The organism is Actinopolyspora mortivallis DSM 44261 (genome assembly GCF_000384035.1).
Lineage (GTDB): Bacteria > Actinomycetota > Actinomycetes > Mycobacteriales > Pseudonocardiaceae > Actinopolyspora > Actinopolyspora mortivallis.
The window spans coordinates 1,164,756-1,181,148 of the sequence record NZ_KB913024.1 but is presented as its reverse complement, the minus strand read 5'-3'; the positions used below and the strand labels follow the sequence as shown (position 1 = coordinate 1,181,148).

Here is a 16,393-nt window from a genome sequence, read left to right as displayed (position 1 = left end):
CTCAGCCGCGTAACCTCCGAAGGAACGCCGACCACTCGCGTGTGTCCACACGCACCACCGGCCCCGCCGGATCCTTGGAGTCCCGTGTCCCGGTCTGCCTCCGCGACGCTGCGGCTGGCGGCCGTCAACGCTGCGGCATACTCTCCGGTTTGCAGCAGGCCGGGAACAACCAGCTGTTCGTGGTTGAACTCGCGCCACAGTCACTCACGACCGAGTTCGACCACCTCTCCACCCACCAACGCCTCAGCACCCGCCCCTACAACTCCTCCGGGCCTGAGCGGGCACCTCGGGACGCCCCCGACACGCCCTCGGTCGCCGGGAGGTTTCCGGTCACCCGATGTCGAGCGTGATCTTCCCACCGCTGTGCCCGGTCTCGCTGTCATCCTGCGCCCGGGCCGCCTCACTCAACGGGTAGGACCGCGCGTGGGCGATACTGAGCTCGCCCGCCACGACGCGCCCGGCGAGCTCGTCGAGCACCCCGGTACCGCGTTCCGCCGAACCACCGCTGGAAAACACCACCCCCAGCGCGGAGGCCCGCGTGTCCGCGATGGTGACAATCCGGTCGGTGCCCCCACGCAGCTCCACCGAGTCCGGCAGGACCCCTTTGCCCGCGGCGTCGAACACCGCGTCCACCCGGGAGGTCACCTCCCGCACCCGTTCCACCAGCCCTTCCCCGTACGTCACGGGCACGGCCCCCAGCGAGCGGAGATCCTCGAACCGTTCCGGCGCGGCCGTACCCACCACCGTGGCCCCCATGGCGACCGCGAGTTGCACCGCGATCCGCCCCACGGCTCCACTGGCCCCGTGCAGCAACAGCACTTCTCCGGGGGAGAGCTCCAACTGGCGCAGCACCCGCGCGGCCGTCGCCCCCGCCACCGGCAGGGCCGCCGCGTCCCGCCAGGACAGCTCCGGAGGTTTACGCGCCACCAGCGAGGCCAACGCGTACTCGGCGTACGACCCGGTGTCGGCCCAGCCGAACACCTCCTCCCCCACACCGAACGGGGCCCCCTCCCCGGCGGCGTCCACCACGCCCGCCAGCTCCAGCCCGGGACGGCGCGGCAACGCGAGCTCGGGCATCACCCCGCCGCGCAGCTTCCAGTCCAGCGGGTTGACCCCGGCCACCCGGACGGCGACCCGGACCTGCCTCCGGCCGGGTTCCGGCGCGCCCGCCTCCACCAGCCGCAACACGTCCGAGGAGCCGTACTCGGAGAACTGAACGGCGCGCATGACTCCGCCTCCCGGAACGACGCTTCCTGCCCGCTCCCCGAAACTCCCACGAAAAGACCGGGCCCGCCACGGGGCCCGGCCGCGCACATCCTCACCTCCCGGATCCTCGGGTCACACGCCTTCTCCCACGGGCGTGTGCACCCGCTCGGACAGCCAGTCGTACCAGACCGCCAGTCCCAGGCTCTCCGTCACCGAGATCGGAAGGATCTCCGCCTCCGGGTTCACCCCGCGCAGCCGCTCGGTGAACACCGCCGGGTCGAAGGACAGGTACGGCAGCAGGTCCATCTTGTTCATCAGCACCAGGTCCGCGCCGTGGAACAGGTGCGGATACTTCACCGGCCCGTCGTCACCCTCGGTGGCCGCGGTCAGCACGACCCGGGCATGCTCGCCCAGGTCGAAAGGGGCCGGACGACCCGGATCGCACACGCTGTCCACCAACACCACCGAGCCCCGCGCCGGATCCAGGGCGCGCAGGCTCCGGCCCAACGCCTCCGCGTCCGGAGGAGCGCCCTCCTCCGTGTCGATCCGCGCCACCGTTCCCCCGGCGGCGGTCAGCCGTTCCGCGTCCCGCTCGGGCGCCTGGTTACCCACCAGTACCGCCACCGGGGCCCGTGGCCCGTTCTCCGCCAGCGTGCGTTCCACCAGGGCGGTCCGCCCCGCCCCCGGAAAACCCACCAGGTTCAGTGCCAGCACGCCCCGCTCCGTCAGCCAGTCACGGTTGGCCTCCGCCGGGGCGCGCCCGTCCTCGTCGACGAGCCCGTGCACGGTCCCGCTCCGCGTTTCGCCCTCACCGCACCCGCACGTGGCGCACATCCGCACTCCCCTCGAACAAGGAACTCGGCGCCGTCGTCTCGGAACACCCCGGACGGCGCCCGGCCGTACACCACCACAGGGTCCTCCGGAACGGGCCCGAAACCGCGACCGCGACACACCCCTTCCCCCGGAGGAATGACGCAGCTCGCCCGGTCCGGCGGCGGGTCTCAGGCGGCGTAACCGAACTGTTCGAGCCGACGCTCGGCGGTGCGAAGCTCCTCCGCGGAGAACAGCTCGGCGAACCTGGGCTGGATGACCAGGGCCTCGACGGTGAGATCGAGCCTGCCGCGTTCCCAGAGCGCGGCGAATCCGTCGGAGACGGCCGCCCCGGCCAGCAGCCTGCGCGCGGTGTCCAAACCGCCGTGCTCGGCGAGCATACTCAGGAAGTACGTCGCGGTGTAGTGCGCTTCCTTCCGCCCACGTTCGTACAACGAACGCATCCGCTGCTCGAACTCGGCCACCAACGGCTCCCGCGTGGGATCGGGACGGGGTCGCTGTTCGCCGGCGTCGACGTCCTCCGTGGAGGTTTCCTCCTGTCCCTGGTTACGACGGCGCACGTAACCACGAAACGCATCCACCGAGGTGAACACCTCGTAGCCGAGTTCCTCCAGACGGGCGAGGTCGGCCTCGGCGGTGTCGAGTTCGAGCACCACCGGGCTGCCCTGACCGGTCTGCAACCCGTCGGGCCAGAACGCCTCGGCCACGGCCAGCGGCCGTCCCGTACGCGGGTCGGCGATCTCGGTGTCGGTGGCCGGGTACGCGCACCCCATCCCGACGAGTTCGGAAATCAGCCCACTGACCTGGGCGGCCCGGGCGTCCAGCGCGTCGTCGGCGGCCACCGACAGCGGTTGCAGCTCCACCCGCTCCGCGGAGGTCACTCCCGTACGCAGCTCGGTGAGAAAAGACTGTGCCGCCTCGGCCAACAGTTCACGCCGTGCCTGCAGGAACTCGGGATAGCGCTCGATCTTCCACAGCTCGGGGTCGGTGGGGACCCACTGCGAGGCCAGCACCCCGGGATGTTTCTCCTCCACCTCGGCGAAGTACTCCTCCGGAGGCCTGTTGCCCACCACCAGATTGGTGTCCTGGGTCAGGAAACAGAAGTTGGCGATGGCGTTGACCTGCGAACGTTCGTAGCCGGCCCGGTACAGCAGCGACTTCGGGAACAGGTGGTGAACCTGCAGCGAGGAGTTCCTGCCCAACAAGTCGGCGCGCAACGGTATCCCACTGCCGAAGTCCCGGGCCTGTCTGACCCTGGTGAGCATGTACAGCAGCGGGTAGAAACGCGACCCCTTCGTCGACCCCTCGAAATCGTGGGCGTGCACGTCGAGGTTGCCGCCACGCCACCGCTCCAGCGCGGTGATCAGTCCGTCGATGCCGGCTCGTTCGACGGTTTCGTAGTCCCGCTGGAGGAAGGATTCGGTCGAGCCGGCGAACCTTCCCCACAACGCCGCGTGGATGTACCAGTACAGCACCTTGTCCTGGTGCGAGCTGTCGTCGAAGCGGCCGCCGTTGAGTTCCAACAGCCGGGAGACCACGGGGAAGGCGTAGCGGGCCATCAGCACCCGGTCGTGGTCCAGCCCGAGCCGGCCGGAGACCAGGTCGAGGAACCGGCCTATGTATCCGGTGGACCGGTGCAACGCCTCCCGGAACTCCTCGGCCGAGACATGGTCCAAGGCGGTGAACAGGGCGCGCCCGGTGGCCACCGCGTTGACGTTGCGCAACAGCCAGTCCAGTGTGAAGTCGAACCCGGCCTCGTGCCACGTCCGCAGCGTCCGGCGCATCTCACCGCGTGCCTCGCTCCACTGTGCGCAGATCTTGGCCAGCGCGAGGTCCCCCTTGGACAGTTTCGTCCCGCCCGAGTTGACCCGGTTGAAGATGTCGACGACCGTGTCGACGTTCTTGTCGTCCCCGGTGATCTTCTCCGCGTAGAACTCCCGCTCCAGCAGGTTGTGCAGCCTGTTCAACCGCTCCACGTAGGTACCGAGATTGTCCGGGTCGTGCTGTTGGAAGCTCGTGATGTACTCCCCGAGGTTCTCCCGGAAGAGTCTGGTCACGTTCACCCAGCGGTAGTCCTCGGCCATCCTGGACGGCGCGTAGAACTCGAACTTCTCCTCGGCGACGTTGAAGTACAGGCCGGTGAAGGCGCTCTGGTCTCCCTCGAAGAAGGCCGGTGGCTGACCACGTATCACCCCGTAGAGTGAGGTGATGCGCTGCTGGCCGTCCAACAACAGCAGGTGGGGACCGTGGTTACCCCCGGTTTCTCCCCGGACGGAGATCCCTTCGGCGTCGGTTTCCCACATGAGCAGCCCACCCACCGGATGTCCGCGGTACAGCGACTGCATCAACTCCCGCACCTGCTCCCGGTTCCACACGTAACCACGTTGGAACTCGGGAAGCAGCACCGACCCGGAGTCGATCTGGTACAGCAGGGTGGAAAGCGTGGGCATGGTCTCCCTTTCCTCTTGTCATGACTGTCTCGCGCGAGTCCGGAAGGCTCCGACCACGACCGGTGTCAGCCCTCGACGGGCAGAAACGGGCTCCTGGAGCCGTGCCAGGACACGACGAGCTGTTCCCGGGCACGGGTGCAGGCGACGAACAGCAGACAGCGCTCGCGCTGGGTGTCCCGACGATGCGCCGCGGGATCCTCCTCCTCTGGGGTGATCGCGCTGGCCGGCGGAACGTGGTACTCGGTCACTCCGACCACGGCCAGGCAACGGAACTCCAACCCCTTCATCCGGTGCATGGTGCCCACGGCGACGGCCTGCTCGTCGCCGCCAGTGGCACCGAACAGTTTCTCGTGGGGAACTCCGGCCCCGGCGAGTGCGGCCATGACCGTGTCAACGAGTCGGTTCGACCGCACCGCCACCCCGATCTCACCGGGTTGTACTCCGGCATCCATCCACTCGCGCACCGTGGTCACCAGATGCTCGGTCTCGGCGTTCCTGGTCGGAAAGCCGAGGACACGGGGGTGTCGACCCCGCACTTCCGAACGGCATCCCGCGATGGAGGCGAGCCCCTCGTCCATGTCGTCGATACGTTCGCCACGCAGCAGGCCGAGACTCCAGGCGAGGATCTCGGCGGTGGTGCGGTAGTTGACGGTCAACCGGCTCGACCGTCCGACCACCTGGATCCCGACCTCGCGCAGGCTCACCCGGTTGTTGTAGATGCGCTGGTGCGTGTCCCCCGCCAGGAAGACGTCGTTCGGCAGCTCGGGCACGGCCGCGCGCAGTAACCGCCACTGCACCGGGCTGAGATCCTGGGCCTCGTCGACCACCACGTGTCGGTACGGCTTCTCGGCGCGCTGTTCGAGCAGCCGGGTCGCCTCGACGCAGACGGTCTCATGGGTCCACACCCCGCGTCGCCGCAGCGTGTTCTCGAACTCCCAGACCGCCTGCCAGACCCGGGCCTTCTGGCGGGAACCGAGGCCGCGCCCCCGCCCGTCGCGTTTGGCGTTCAGATACTCCTCGGCACTGCCGATCCGCCGGGCGAGCACGACCTGACGCCATTCCTCACCCAGGAAGGAGGCCGTGAACGGCACCTCCAGCTCCGCAATGACCGAGTCCCACAGTCGTCGTTCCTCCTCGGAGGACAGGATCGTGGGAGGCCCGTGGTGTTCGCGGAAGATCCGGTTGGCGAGCTGGTCCACGTGACGCACGTCGATGCGTTCGCGCACCCCGGGGTCCTCGACGAGCAGCTCGACGCCGGTGCGCAGGGAGTCGGCCAGGGTCGCGGTGAAGGTGGTCATCAGCACCGGTCCCTCCCCGTTCGTGGCCAACCGGTGGGCCCGGTGCATCGTCACCACCGTCTTGCCGGTGCCGGGGCCTCCGGTGACCCGGGCCGGGCCACCGTAGGAGGCCTCGACCACGAAACGCTGCCTGGGATGGAGATACACCCGCCACGTCGCCAGCGGGTGCCGGAATATCGCCATCAGTTCCTCGGGTCCGTCGACGAGGACGACTCGATCGGAACTGCGCTCCACGGCCGCGTCCAGATCCTCGGTGTCGAACCCCGCCTCGGTCACCTCGGCGGCCAGTTCGGCCCACACCTGCTCGGGGGTGTAGCCAGCGGCCAGCCCGAACAGTACGTCCCACTGGTTGGACGGCAAAAACGACTTGGCCGCCTCGAGCTGCGTCGAGTCCGTCAGCACCCGCGCGAACTCCAGGGTCTGCTCGTCGACTCCCAGCTGCCGCAGCTGGGAGTCCTTGACGTGGTCGAACAGCCGGCTGGGGGCGGTTTCGGCCAGCCGGGACAACGCGGGCATGCTGTCCTCCACCGCTGCGACGTCGCGGAGCTCGATGCGTCCGGTGGCGGCGTTGACCGAAGCCCGGTGCCGTCTCGCCCAGGCATAGGCGTCGTCGTGCGGACGTACGGTGAGTAGGGTGTAGTTGTCCCCCGAGTCCGGTGCCAGCACGATCCCCCGCCAGAAGTCGCTGATCCGGATGGAACGGAACCGGGGATCGCGCGCGTTGGCGATCTTCTCCAGATGCGCTCCGGCGTGACTGATGTCCTCGAACTTCTCCAGTGTCCGGGTCACTCGATCCCGAACCGTTTTTTCGAGTTTGGTGAACTCGTGGAGGAAGTCCTTGTCGATACCGAGTCGGGCCACCTGTGTCTCCCTGCCGCTGTCCCGTGTCGCCCAGTCGTCCGTTTCGCGTCGCCGTCGAACCGCGAGGGGTTTTCCGCCGACGTCCGGCCGGTTCCCACAGGGGAACACCGGCCCGCACCGATGATCATCGCCCGCCAGTGGGCAGGACGTCGAGCAGTTCGCGCACTTTGACGACGGTGGGATGCTCCGGGTCGTGGGTTCGGAGCAGATCGTCGAGCAACTCGCTCAGCGTCGTCTCGGCCTCCTCCGTTCTGCCCGCACCGAACTGGATCATCCCGATCTGACGCCGCAGGTCCAGCGTGCGGGGGTGCTCGTCACCGAACACCCGTCGTTCGTCGGCCAACAGACCGTTCATGATCCGCAGCGCGTGCCCGGGGTTACCACCGAGGGCGTGGCAGGTGGCGTTGCGCAACCGGCAGTGGAGAACGAGTTCGGTGTCGAGACCGTCCCGCTGTGCCAGGTCGGTGGCCAACGTGTGGTACACGGGACCGGCTCGTTGGTACTGGCCACCGTCGAACAGCACCTTGGCCCATTCCAGCCGCAGGCCGATTCGGAGACGAGCTCGTCCAGCTCGGCCGGAATGTCCGAACGGTGTCCACGTAGTGGCGTCGGCCGCTCGTAGACCTGTTTGTGCATCACGGCGTAGGCGGTCGAACCGGTGAACAGCCGTAGCCCGGTGAGCATCTCGTAGAGCACACAGCCCAGGGAGTAGAGATCGCTGTGGGCGGAGCTGGTAGCTTCCTGGATCTGTTCCGGGGTCATGTAGGCGGGGTGCCGATGGGCTGGCCGGTGCGGGTCAACCGGGACATGTCGGCCATGTCGAGAGCCACGGCCAGTCCGAAGTCGAGCACTTTGACGGTGCCGTCCGGTTGCAGCATGAGGTTGGCCGGTTTGAGGTCGCGATGCACCAGCCGGGCCTGGTGGGCGGCGGTGAGTATCGAGGAATACTGGCGATCGTGGTCACCGTGGCGGTCCAGGGGATACTCGTCAGCGCCATCAACGAGGCCGGATCCTCCGGCGGAGCCCCTCGGCACCCGAGCAGCCCGCCCCCGACCCCGGCTCCGGTTCCGACCCCGACTCCGGCTCCTCCGAATCCTCGACCGAACTCGCGTTCGGGGAGAACCACAGCTGGCCGGGTGGCGAGACGATATCGATCTCGGAACCGACTCCCTACACCAGCGACAACCAGTTCCTCCAGCCACAGGAGGGAAAGCGCTACGTCCAGTTCGACGTCCACGTGGTCAACAACGGTGACGACGAGTACAACGTCGGCTCCGTCACGATCACCGCACAGCACGCCGGAAAGGTCGCCCAGCAGAACTACAGCGCCGGCGACCAGCTCCCGAACACCCAACTGCCGCCCGGAGACGAGGTCTCCTACACCATGGTCTTCGAGATCTCCGAGGAGCCGGGCGAACTGAAGGTCAGTGTCCAGCCGAACGCGTTCGCCGCCCAGACGGTCTACTTCACGGGCAGGGTGTGACCGAAAGACGGTCCCCGCCACCCCCTCGAAACGGCCCACAACACGGGCCGTGCGACGAACTCCGGCGGCGACCTCCGAACGCCACCGGACGGTCGCCTTCCTTCTCGTGGTCCGGGATCCGGTCCTGCGGGCACCGGACCACGAGAGGAGCCACGGCATCGCGCACACCGGCGAAACTCCGTCGGTACACGGTTCCTCCCGCACCGGAACGAACTCCGACCCTGCCGGGGACACTCCCCGCGGGGAACAGTCCGGGAAGTAACATCACCCGCGTGTCCGGTACCGAACACGGCGAGAACGGAGACCTCGGTGTCACGAACACCCGGAGATCTGTCCGCAGTGTGACCGAACTGGTCGAACGTCTCCGACAGGGCGTGCGGACGAAGTTCGTGTTCTTCTGGGGAGACCACCCTCAACGGGACGGCAGCCCCGGCCGGGGCTGCCTGAGCCAGTGGTGGCCGGCTCCGTTCACCGCCCACGAGCGCCTTTTCCCCACCGCGGAGCACTACATGATGTGGCGCAAGGCGACACTGTTCGGTGACCACGAGGCCGCGGAACGCATCCTGGCGGCCGAACATCCACACCGCGCCAGGGCGCTGGGGCGCACGGTAGCCGGATTCGACCAGCGAGTGTGGGAACGGGAGCGGTTCTCTGCCGTGGTGGCCGGCCGGCAATGTGGCGAAGTTCGGACAACACGATCAGCTGTGCCGTTTTCTGCTCGGCACGGGAGAACGGATACTGGTCGAGGCCAGTCCGGTCGACACGGTCTGGGGCATCGGCCTCACCGCGGACGACTCCCGCGCACGGAATCCGGAACGATGGCCGGGGTTGAACCTGCTCGGCTTCGCGTTGGGCGAAGCACGCCAGAGACTGCGTGAGCAGCAAGCCCCAGCCTGAGAGCCCCCGCGCCGAACACCGTCCCGCATCGGCGCCCGCGGGCCACCGAGCCGGTGGTTTCCGCCCGGGGCGGAAGCCACCGGCTCCCGTCCTTACCGCTCGCCGGAACGGCCCCGCCGCTCGCGCAGCTTGCGCAGCGCCTCGTCCAGCAGCTCCATGCCGTCGGCGTCGCTGCGCCGCTCCTTCACGTAGGCGAAGTGGCTCTTGTAGGGCTCGGTGCGCTTCGGGGCGGGAGGATTGTCCCGGTCCCGCCCGGCCGGAAGACCGCAGCGCGTGCACTCCCAGGTGTCCGGAACGTGGGCGTCCACGGCGAACGCGGGACGAACCCGGTGGCCGTTGTCACACCAGTACTCCACCTGCTGGCGCGGGGCGGACTCCCCGCGCTCCACGTCCCCGCTGATCGTTCCGGAACCGAGCCGCATGCCCCGTATCGCATTCCCGTCGGTCAACAGCTTTCACCCACCGTCCCACCATCGAACGAAACGGACACCGGGTGGACCGGGCCGCAGATCACCGTGGCCGGGCACCCGCGATGCCCGGCCACGTGCCGTCAGGCTCCCATTTTGATCAGCAGGCCGGTGCCCACGATCGAGATCACCCACAGGGCGATGACGAACAGCGTCATCCTGTCCAGGTTCTTCTCCGCGACGCTGGACCCGGCCAGGTTGGACTGCATCCCGCCGCCGAACAGCGAGGACAGCCCACCGCCCTTCGCCCGGTGCAGCAGTACGAGCAGCACCAGCATGACGCTGGTCACCAGGACCATGATCTGCAGCAAAAGTGTCATAACGTCCTCGTTCACACCACGGTTCGCGGCAAGCCTACCGAATGGGCGGGCGACTGTGGGCCACCGTTCGTATCAGCACCCTCACAACGGGCCCACGGCGGGGTGCCCCGCGCGAACCGCAAGAAGTCGTGTCCGTGGTGGGCGGGCTGCCACCCACCACGGAGCCCGTCACGGCAGCGGTCCGCCCGCCGCCAAGGCGCTCATCTTGGCGAACTCGTCGCCGTTGAGGCTGGCACCGCCGACCAGCGCACCGTCGATGTCGTGCTGGCCGAGCAGCTCGGAGACGTTGCTGGACTTGACCGAGCCCCCGTAGAGCACCCGCACCTGTTCGGCGACCTCGGAACCGTACTTGTCGGTCAGCGCCGTGCGCAGCGCCCCACAGACCTCCTGGGCGTCCTCGGCGGTGGCCACCTTGCCGGTACCGATGGCCCACACCGGCTCGTAGGCGATCACGCTGCGGGCCACCTGCTCCTGTCGAAGCCCCTTCAGCCCTTCGAGGAGCTGGTTGGTGCAGTGCCGCACGTGCGCGCCGGACTCCCGCACCTCCAAGGACTCGCCCACGCACAGGATCGGGGCCATCTCGTGCTTGAGCACGGCCCGCACCTTCCTGTTGACGAGTTCGTCGGTCTCGGCGTGGTACTCCCTGCGCTCGGAGTGGCCCACCACCACGTAGGCGCAGCCGAGCTTGGCCAGCATGGGCGCCGAGACGTCGCCGGTGTAGGCCCCCGAGTCGTGCGGGGAGACGTCCTGGGCACCGTGCCGGAGCAGCAGCTTGTCACCGTCGATCAGGGTCTGCACACTGCGCAGGTCGGTGAACGGGGGAAGCACCGCCACCTCGACCCGGTCGAAGTACTTCTCCGGCAGGGCGAAGGCGATCTTCTGCACCAGGGCGATCGCCTCGAGGTGGTTGAGGTTCATCTTCCAGTTGCCCGCGAGCAACGGTTGTCTGGCCATGATCAGCCCTCACCTTCCAGGACGGACACGCCGGGGAGCCGCTTGCCCTCCAGGAACTCGAGCGAAGCTCCTCCACCGGTGGAGATGTGCGAGAACCGCTGCTCGTCCAGCCCGAGCGTGCGCACCGCGGCGGCCGAGTCCCCACCGCCGACGACGCTGAACGCCTCGGACTCGGCGATCGCCCGGGCCACCCCGCGGGTGCCCTCCGCGAAGGTGGGGAACTCGAACACGCCCATAGGGCCGTTCCAGAACACGGTGCGGGCCGAGCCGAGGATCTCGGCGTAGCGCTCCACACTGCGCGGGCCGACGTCCAGGCCCTGCCAGCCCGCCGGCACGGCGTCGGCAGGAACCACCTGGGTGTTCGCGTCGTCGGCGAACCGGTCGGCCACCACCACGTCCACCGGCAGCACCAGCTTGTCGCCGTGCTCGTCCAGCAGCCGCTTGGTGGTGGAGATCTGGTCCTGCTGCAACAGCGAGTCCCCGACCTGGTTGCCCTGGGCTGCCAGGAAGGTGTAGGCCATTCCGCCGCCGATGACCAGGCTGTCCACCTTCGGCAGCAGCGCGTTGATGACCCCGAGCTTGTCCGAGACCTTGGATCCGCCGAGCACCACCACGTAGGGCCGGTGCGGGTCGCCGGTCAACGTGCGCAGCACCTCGACCTCGTCGAGCACCAGCCCGCCCGCGTAGGAGGACAGCCTGGTGGCGACGTCGTAGACCGAGGCCTGCTTGCGGTGCACCACACCGAACCCGTCCGAGACGAACGCGGCCGAGTCCCCGACGAGCTCGACGAGGCGGTCGGCCAGCTCGCCGCGCTCGGCGTCGTCCTTGCTCGTCTCCCTGGGGTCGAAACGCACGTTCTGCAGCAGTGCCACCCGGCCCTCGGCCAGACCGCCGACCACCTCGTGCGCCGAGGAACCGACCACGTCCTCGGCCAGGGCGACCTCGGAACCCAGCAGCTGCCCGAGCCTGCGGGCCACCGGGGTCAGCGAGTACCGGGAGTCCGGAGCGCCCTCGGGCCTGCCGAGATGGGCGGTGACGACCACGCGTGCCCCGGCCGAGGTCAACTTCTCGATCGTCGGGAGCGCGGCACGCACCCTGCCGTCGTCGGTGATGGTTTCGCCGTCCAGCGGGACGTTCAGATCGGTACGCACCAGCACGTACCTGCCCCGAACCCCCTCGCCCAGCAAGTCGTCGAGATTCTTCACGCTGTGGCTCCTCGCCAAGGGGATACACCGTCGATGGATTGCAGTGCTTGCACGGACGTCCCCGTGGCCGGAACGCCCGTGGTCGGACTCACGCGGCCCCGGGCCGCCGCCCGGGGCCGGAGTCCACCCGTCGGGGCCGTCTCCGCGACCCCGACGCGGGCGCTCAGGAGAGCCTGGAACCGACGAGGTTGACCACGTCCACCAGCCGGTTGGAGTAGCCCCACTCGTTGTCGTACCAGCCGACGATCTTCACCTGGTTGCCGATCACCTTGGTCAGCGGCGCGTCGAAGATGGTCGAGAACGGGTCACCCTCGATGTCGCTGGACACGATCGGGTCCTCGCTGTAGCGGAGCACGCCCTTGAGCGGGCCCTGCTCGGCGGCGGCCCGGAACGCCTCGTTGACCTGCTCCTCGGTGACGCTGGAGTTCAGCGTCGCGGTCAGGTCGGTGACCGAGCCGGTCGGAACCGGCACGCGCATGGCGTAGCCGTCCAGCTTGCCGTTGAGCTCGGGCAGCACCAGACCGATCGCCTTGGCCGCTCCGGTGCTGGTGGGGATCACGTTGACGGCGGCGGCACGCGCCCGGCGCAGGTCCTTGTGCGGACCGTCCTGCAGGTTCTGGTCGGCGGTGTAGGCGTGCACGGTGGTCATCTGGCCGTACTCGATGCCGAAGTTGTCGTGCAGCACCTTGGCCATCGGAGCCAGGCAGTTGGTGGTGCACGAGGCGTTGGACAGCACGGTCTGCGAGCCGTCGTAGGCCTCGTCGTTGACACCGAGCACCAGGGTCAGGTCCTCGCCCTTGGCCGGGGCGGAGACCAGGACCTTCTTCGCGCCTCCCTGGTCCACGTGCTTACGGGCGTCCTCGGCGTTGGTGAACAGGCCGGTGGACTCGACGACGACGTCGACCCCCAGGTCCGACCAGGGCAGCTTGCCGGGATCCTTCTCGGCGAGGATCCTGATGGTCCTGTCGCCGACCCTGATCCCGTCGTCGACCACGGTGACCTCTTCGGAAAGCTGACCGAGCACGCTGTCGTACTTGAGCAGGTGCGCCATGGTCGCGACGTCGCCCAGGTCATTCGCGGCCACGACCTCGATGTCGTGCTCGCTGGCGAGTGCCGCGCGCCAGAAGTTGCGTCCGATCCGGCCGAAGCCGTTGATACCTACGCGAACGGTCACGCCGATCTCTCCTCGCGACTTACCGTGCCGAATCATCGGCAGGTGGCGGTTGTATGGACTCGCCACAGACCCTATCGCCCACGGGCGGTCGTGCGCGCATAGGGAGAGCACCGCAGCATCGGGAACCTCCCCGTTCCACGGAGGAGAAACCGCCGGGCACGGACGTTGTCGGGCGCGGAGTCCCGCGCACTCCGCGCGGGTGGTGGTCGGTTCCCGGCCCGTGGAATCCCGCGGCGGGCGATTTCTCACCCGGAGAGGCGAGTCGCGAGCGTCTCCCGCCCACCGACCGCGCCGGGCGAACACGAAAAAGCCGCCGGAAAAGTGGGCTTTCCCGGCGGCCTCGGCAGCGTGGCTTCAGCCCGCCTGTTCCTCACCGAGCATTCCGTCGACCCCGGACTCCAGCAGTTCCGCGGTGACGGCGGACTCGGTGTCGGGCAGGTTCAGCTCGCGGGCCCGTTTGTCCGCCATGGCCAGCAGCCGTCGGATCCGCCCGGCCACGGCGTCCTTGGTCATCGGCGGGTCCGCCAGCTGGCCCAGCTCCTCCAGCGAGGCCTGCCGGTGGGCGAGCCGGAGTTTGCCCGCCACCAGCAGGTGTTCGGGCACCGAGCTGCCGAGCAGCTCCAGCCCGCGTTCCACCCGGGCCGCCGAGGCCACGGCCGCCCGGGCCGAACGGCGCAGGTTGGCGTCGTCGAAGTTGGCCAGCCTGTTGGCCGTGGCGCGCACCTCGCGCCGTACCCGGCGTTCCTCCCAGGTCATCACGCTGTTGTGGGCCCCGAGCCGCGTCAACAGGGCGCCGATGGCATCCCCGTCGCGCACCACCACCCGGTCGGTGCCCCGCACCTCCCGGGAGCGGGCCTGGACGTCGAGTCTGCGTGCGGCACCGACCAGGGCCAGCGCCGCCTCCGGGCCCGGGCAGGTGACCTCCAGCGCCGAGGAACGCCCCGGTTCGGTCAGCGAGCCGTGGGCGAGGAAGGCCCCGCGCCACGCCGCCTCGGCATCGCAGACACCCCCCGAGACCACCTGGGAGGGAAGTCCCCGCACCGGCCGCCCCCTGGGGTCGAGCAGCCCGGTCTGTCTGGCCAGACCGTCCCCCTCGCGTACCACACGCACCACGTAGCGGGTTCCCTTACGCAACCCGCCCGAGGTGATCACGTGCACGTCGGAGTGATATCCGTACAGCTCGTGCAGCTCCCGACGCAGTCTGCGCGCGGTGGAGCCCGAGTCGAGCTCGGCCTCCACCACGATCCGTCCTCCGACGAGATGCAGCCCGCCCGCGAAACGCAACAGCGAGGACACCTCGGCTCTGCGGCAGCAGGCCTTGGTGGTGGGCAGCCTGCTCAGTTCGTCCTTGACCGCCGCGGTCATCGCCACCGGTCCGTCCTCCTCTCCAGTGCGGCTGTCAGGCTCGCCGCGAGAGCATCCGGTTCGTGTCGTCCCGAAGCCGTCGTGGCGGCGACCCGATCAAGCAAAGTCTGCGCACCAAGTTCGGCCGCCGCAGCACGAAGTCGATCGGGAGTGGGAACGGCGTCGGTGTCGGCCAGTACCGCGTCCACCCGCAGTTTCGGGGCGTGTTCGGCGATCACGTCGAGATGCTGCTCGGGGGAGAAATCCGCAGTTTCACCCGGTTGCGGGACAAGATTGAGTACCACGATCCGCTGAGCGGTGGTGTTCACCAAGGCCTCGCGCAGCTCCGGGACGAGCAGGTGCGGCAGCACACTGGTGAACCACGAACCGGGACCCAACAGCACCACGTCGGCGTCGAGCACCGCCCGTACCGCCTCCGGCGCCGCGCGTGGGGGGTGTGCCTGCCCGTTGGCGGCGGTCAGCCGCACCCGCTTGACCCGTCCGGGAGTGCTGGCGATGGCCACCTGCCCCCGGATGGTGCGTACCGCGTCCCGGTCCTCGTCCAACCCGACGACCTCGGCCTCCATGTCCAGCGGTTCGAGCGACATGGGCAGCACCCGCCCCTGGACGCCGAGCAGTTCGCAGGCCCGGTCCAACACGGCTATCGGATCGCCGAGCACCTCCAGCAGACCGGCGAACACCAGGTTTCCCACGGCGTGTCCCGCCAGCGCCCCGTTGCCACCGAAACGGTGTTCGAACAACCGGCCCCAGACCCGCTCGGAGTCCCGTTCGGAAGCCAGCGCCGACAGGGCCTTGCGCAGGTCACCGGGCGGCAGCATCCCCAGTTCCCGCCGCAGCCGACCGGAGGACCCCCCGTCGTCGGCCACGGTCACCACGGCGGTGATGTCGGTGGTGACGCGTCGCAGCGCCGCGAGACTCATCTGGAGACCGTGCCCCCCGCCGAGGGCCACCGCACGCAACGGGCGGGAAGTCCCCCCGGACTCCCCCGAGACCGGGGCACTCATTCGCGCCCCAGATCACGGTGAACGGTCTTGACCGTCAACCCCTCCTCCTCGGAAAGTCGTCTCGCCAGTTCCTCGGCCAGCACCACGCTGCGGTGCTTGCCGCCGGTGCACCCCATGGCCAGGGTCAGGTAGCGCTTGCCCTCGCGCTGGTAGCCGGTGCCGACCAGGCGCAGCAGACGCTGGTAGTTGCCGAGGAACTCCTCGGCCCCCTCCTGGCCGAGCACGTAGTTACGCACCTCCTCGGCCGTGCCGTTGAAGTCCCGCAGCTCAGGGATCCAGAACGGGTTCGGCAGGAAGCGGCAGTCCATCACCAGATCCGCGTCCATCGGCAGGCCGTACTTGTAGCCGAAGGAGAGCACGGTGACCCTCGTCCGGGTGGAGGCCTCGGTGCCGAAGGCGTCCTCGATCTTGGCGCGCAACTGGTGCACCGACAGTCCGGTGGTGTCCAGCACCAGGTCCGCCTCCGCGCGGAGCTTGGCGAGCAGGGAGCGCTCGGCCGCGATGCCGTCGGAGAGCCTGCCCTCCCCCTGCAACGGGTGGCCGCGCCGTACCTGCTCGAAGCGCCGCACCAGCACCTCGTCGGTGGCTTCGAGGAACAGCACCCTCGGCTTGTAGCCACGTGCGTCCAGGTCCTTGATCACCGCGCCGAGATCCTCGGTGAAGGCCCGGCTGCGCACGTCCATCACCACCGCGACCCTGGTGATCGCGTCGCTGGAACGCGCCCCCAGCTCCACCATCGTCGAGATCAGTTCCGGAGGAAGGTTGTCCACCACGAACCACCCGAGATCCTCCAGGCACTTCGCGGCGGTGCTCCGTCCGGCCCCGGACAGCCCGCTGACGACCGCGACCTCCATACCCGTCTTCTCCTCGGTCACTGC

The 16,393-nt window shown here is 68.9% G+C and carries 15 protein-coding genes and 3 pseudogenes; 2 read left to right on the top strand and 16 right to left on the bottom strand.

Annotated elements, in window-relative coordinates:
* Position 1 precedes the first annotated feature (1 nt).
* From ACTMO_RS23645 to ACTMO_RS23395, 8 genes and pseudogenes are all read right to left on the bottom strand, one after another.
* A pseudogene (locus tag ACTMO_RS23645) lies at positions 2-82 on the bottom strand (DUF397 domain-containing protein); the annotation flags it as partial.
* Positions 83-330: 248 nt separating this feature from the next.
* The gene (locus ACTMO_RS0105795) at positions 331-1,227 is read right to left on the bottom strand and encodes an NADP-dependent oxidoreductase (protein ID WP_019853722.1); all 897 of its coding nucleotides are present in this window, start codon (positions 1,225-1,227) and stop codon (positions 331-333) included.
* A 111-nt stretch (positions 1,228-1,338) separates the two neighbouring features.
* On the bottom strand, positions 1,339-1,992 hold the full coding sequence (hypB, locus tag ACTMO_RS20430; protein ID WP_169509047.1) for a hydrogenase nickel incorporation protein HypB: 654 nt from the start codon (positions 1,990-1,992) through the stop codon (positions 1,339-1,341).
* Between the two features lie 215 nt (positions 1,993-2,207).
* Positions 2,208-4,487, bottom strand: coding sequence for a GmrSD restriction endonuclease domain-containing protein (locus tag ACTMO_RS0105785; protein WP_019853720.1), 2,280 nt, complete (start codon positions 4,485-4,487; stop codon positions 2,208-2,210).
* A gap of 65 nt (positions 4,488-4,552) precedes the next feature.
* Positions 4,553-6,646 carry a UvrD-helicase domain-containing protein gene (locus tag ACTMO_RS0105780; RefSeq protein WP_026448916.1) on the bottom strand — a complete coding sequence of 698 codons (2,094 nt, stop codon included), beginning with the start codon at positions 6,644-6,646 and terminating at the stop codon, positions 4,553-4,555.
* Between the two features lie 124 nt (positions 6,647-6,770).
* Positions 6,771-7,169: a tetratricopeptide repeat protein gene (locus ACTMO_RS23640; protein ID WP_026448915.1), complete on the bottom strand. Its 399-nt coding sequence runs from the start codon at positions 7,167-7,169 to the stop codon at positions 6,771-6,773.
* Positions 7,170-7,321: 152 nt separating this feature from the next.
* Positions 7,322-7,408 (bottom strand): annotated as a pseudogene (locus ACTMO_RS24020) (hypothetical protein); the annotation flags it as partial.
* Entirely contained in the window at positions 7,405-7,680 is a 276-nt protein-coding gene (locus tag ACTMO_RS23395) for a protein kinase domain-containing protein (protein ID WP_026448914.1), read from the bottom strand. The gene ACTMO_RS23395 and the pseudogene ACTMO_RS24020, both read right to left, overlap by 4 nt.
* Between ACTMO_RS23395 and ACTMO_RS23635 the strand changes: the two genes are divergently transcribed.
* Both ACTMO_RS23635 and ACTMO_RS24015 read left to right on the top strand, forming a co-directional pair.
* Complete coding sequence (locus ACTMO_RS23635) at positions 7,656-8,129, top strand: DUF4352 domain-containing protein (protein WP_084792310.1); 474 nt, start codon at positions 7,656-7,658, stop codon at positions 8,127-8,129. The genes ACTMO_RS23395 and ACTMO_RS23635 overlap by 25 nt on opposite strands.
* 341 nt (positions 8,130-8,470) lie before the next feature.
* Positions 8,471-9,026: pseudogene (locus ACTMO_RS24015) on the top strand (NADAR family protein).
* Positions 9,027-9,118: 92 nt separating this feature from the next.
* Here ACTMO_RS24015 and ACTMO_RS0105750 read toward each other — a convergent pair.
* The 8 genes from ACTMO_RS0105750 to rapZ all read right to left on the bottom strand — a co-directional run bounded on the left by ACTMO_RS0105750 (position 9,119) and on the right by rapZ (position 16,390).
* Complete coding sequence (locus ACTMO_RS0105750) at positions 9,119-9,475, bottom strand: RNA polymerase-binding protein RbpA (RefSeq protein ID WP_157062799.1); 357 nt, start codon at positions 9,473-9,475, stop codon at positions 9,119-9,121.
* Positions 9,476-9,576: 101 nt separating this feature from the next.
* Entirely contained in the window at positions 9,577-9,813 is a 237-nt protein-coding gene (secG, locus tag ACTMO_RS0105745; protein ID WP_019853714.1) for a preprotein translocase subunit SecG, read from the bottom strand.
* A gap of 168 nt (positions 9,814-9,981) precedes the next feature.
* The gene (gene tpiA / locus ACTMO_RS0105740; protein ID WP_019853713.1) at positions 9,982-10,767 is read right to left on the bottom strand and encodes a triose-phosphate isomerase; all 786 of its coding nucleotides are present in this window, start codon (positions 10,765-10,767) and stop codon (positions 9,982-9,984) included.
* 2 nt (positions 10,768-10,769) lie between these two features.
* Positions 10,770-11,972 carry a phosphoglycerate kinase gene (locus tag ACTMO_RS0105735; protein ID WP_019853712.1) on the bottom strand — a complete coding sequence of 401 codons (1,203 nt, stop codon included), beginning with the start codon at positions 11,970-11,972 and terminating at the stop codon, positions 10,770-10,772.
* A 163-nt stretch (positions 11,973-12,135) separates the two neighbouring features.
* Complete coding sequence (gene gap, locus ACTMO_RS0105730; protein WP_019853711.1) at positions 12,136-13,146, bottom strand: type I glyceraldehyde-3-phosphate dehydrogenase; 1,011 nt, start codon at positions 13,144-13,146, stop codon at positions 12,136-12,138.
* Positions 13,147-13,500: 354 nt separating this feature from the next.
* Complete coding sequence (gene whiA, locus ACTMO_RS0105725; RefSeq protein WP_019853710.1) at positions 13,501-14,517, bottom strand: DNA-binding protein WhiA; 1,017 nt, start codon at positions 14,515-14,517, stop codon at positions 13,501-13,503.
* Entirely contained in the window at positions 14,508-15,515 is a 1,008-nt protein-coding gene (locus ACTMO_RS0105720) for a gluconeogenesis factor YvcK family protein (RefSeq protein WP_019853709.1), read from the bottom strand. Before ACTMO_RS0105720 ends, whiA begins: the two co-directional genes overlap by 10 nt.
* Entirely contained in the window at positions 15,512-16,390 is an 879-nt protein-coding gene (rapZ, locus tag ACTMO_RS0105715) for an RNase adapter RapZ (protein WP_019853708.1), read from the bottom strand. The genes ACTMO_RS0105720 and rapZ overlap by 4 nt, the downstream gene beginning before the upstream one ends.
* Positions 16,391-16,393 lie beyond the last annotated feature (3 nt).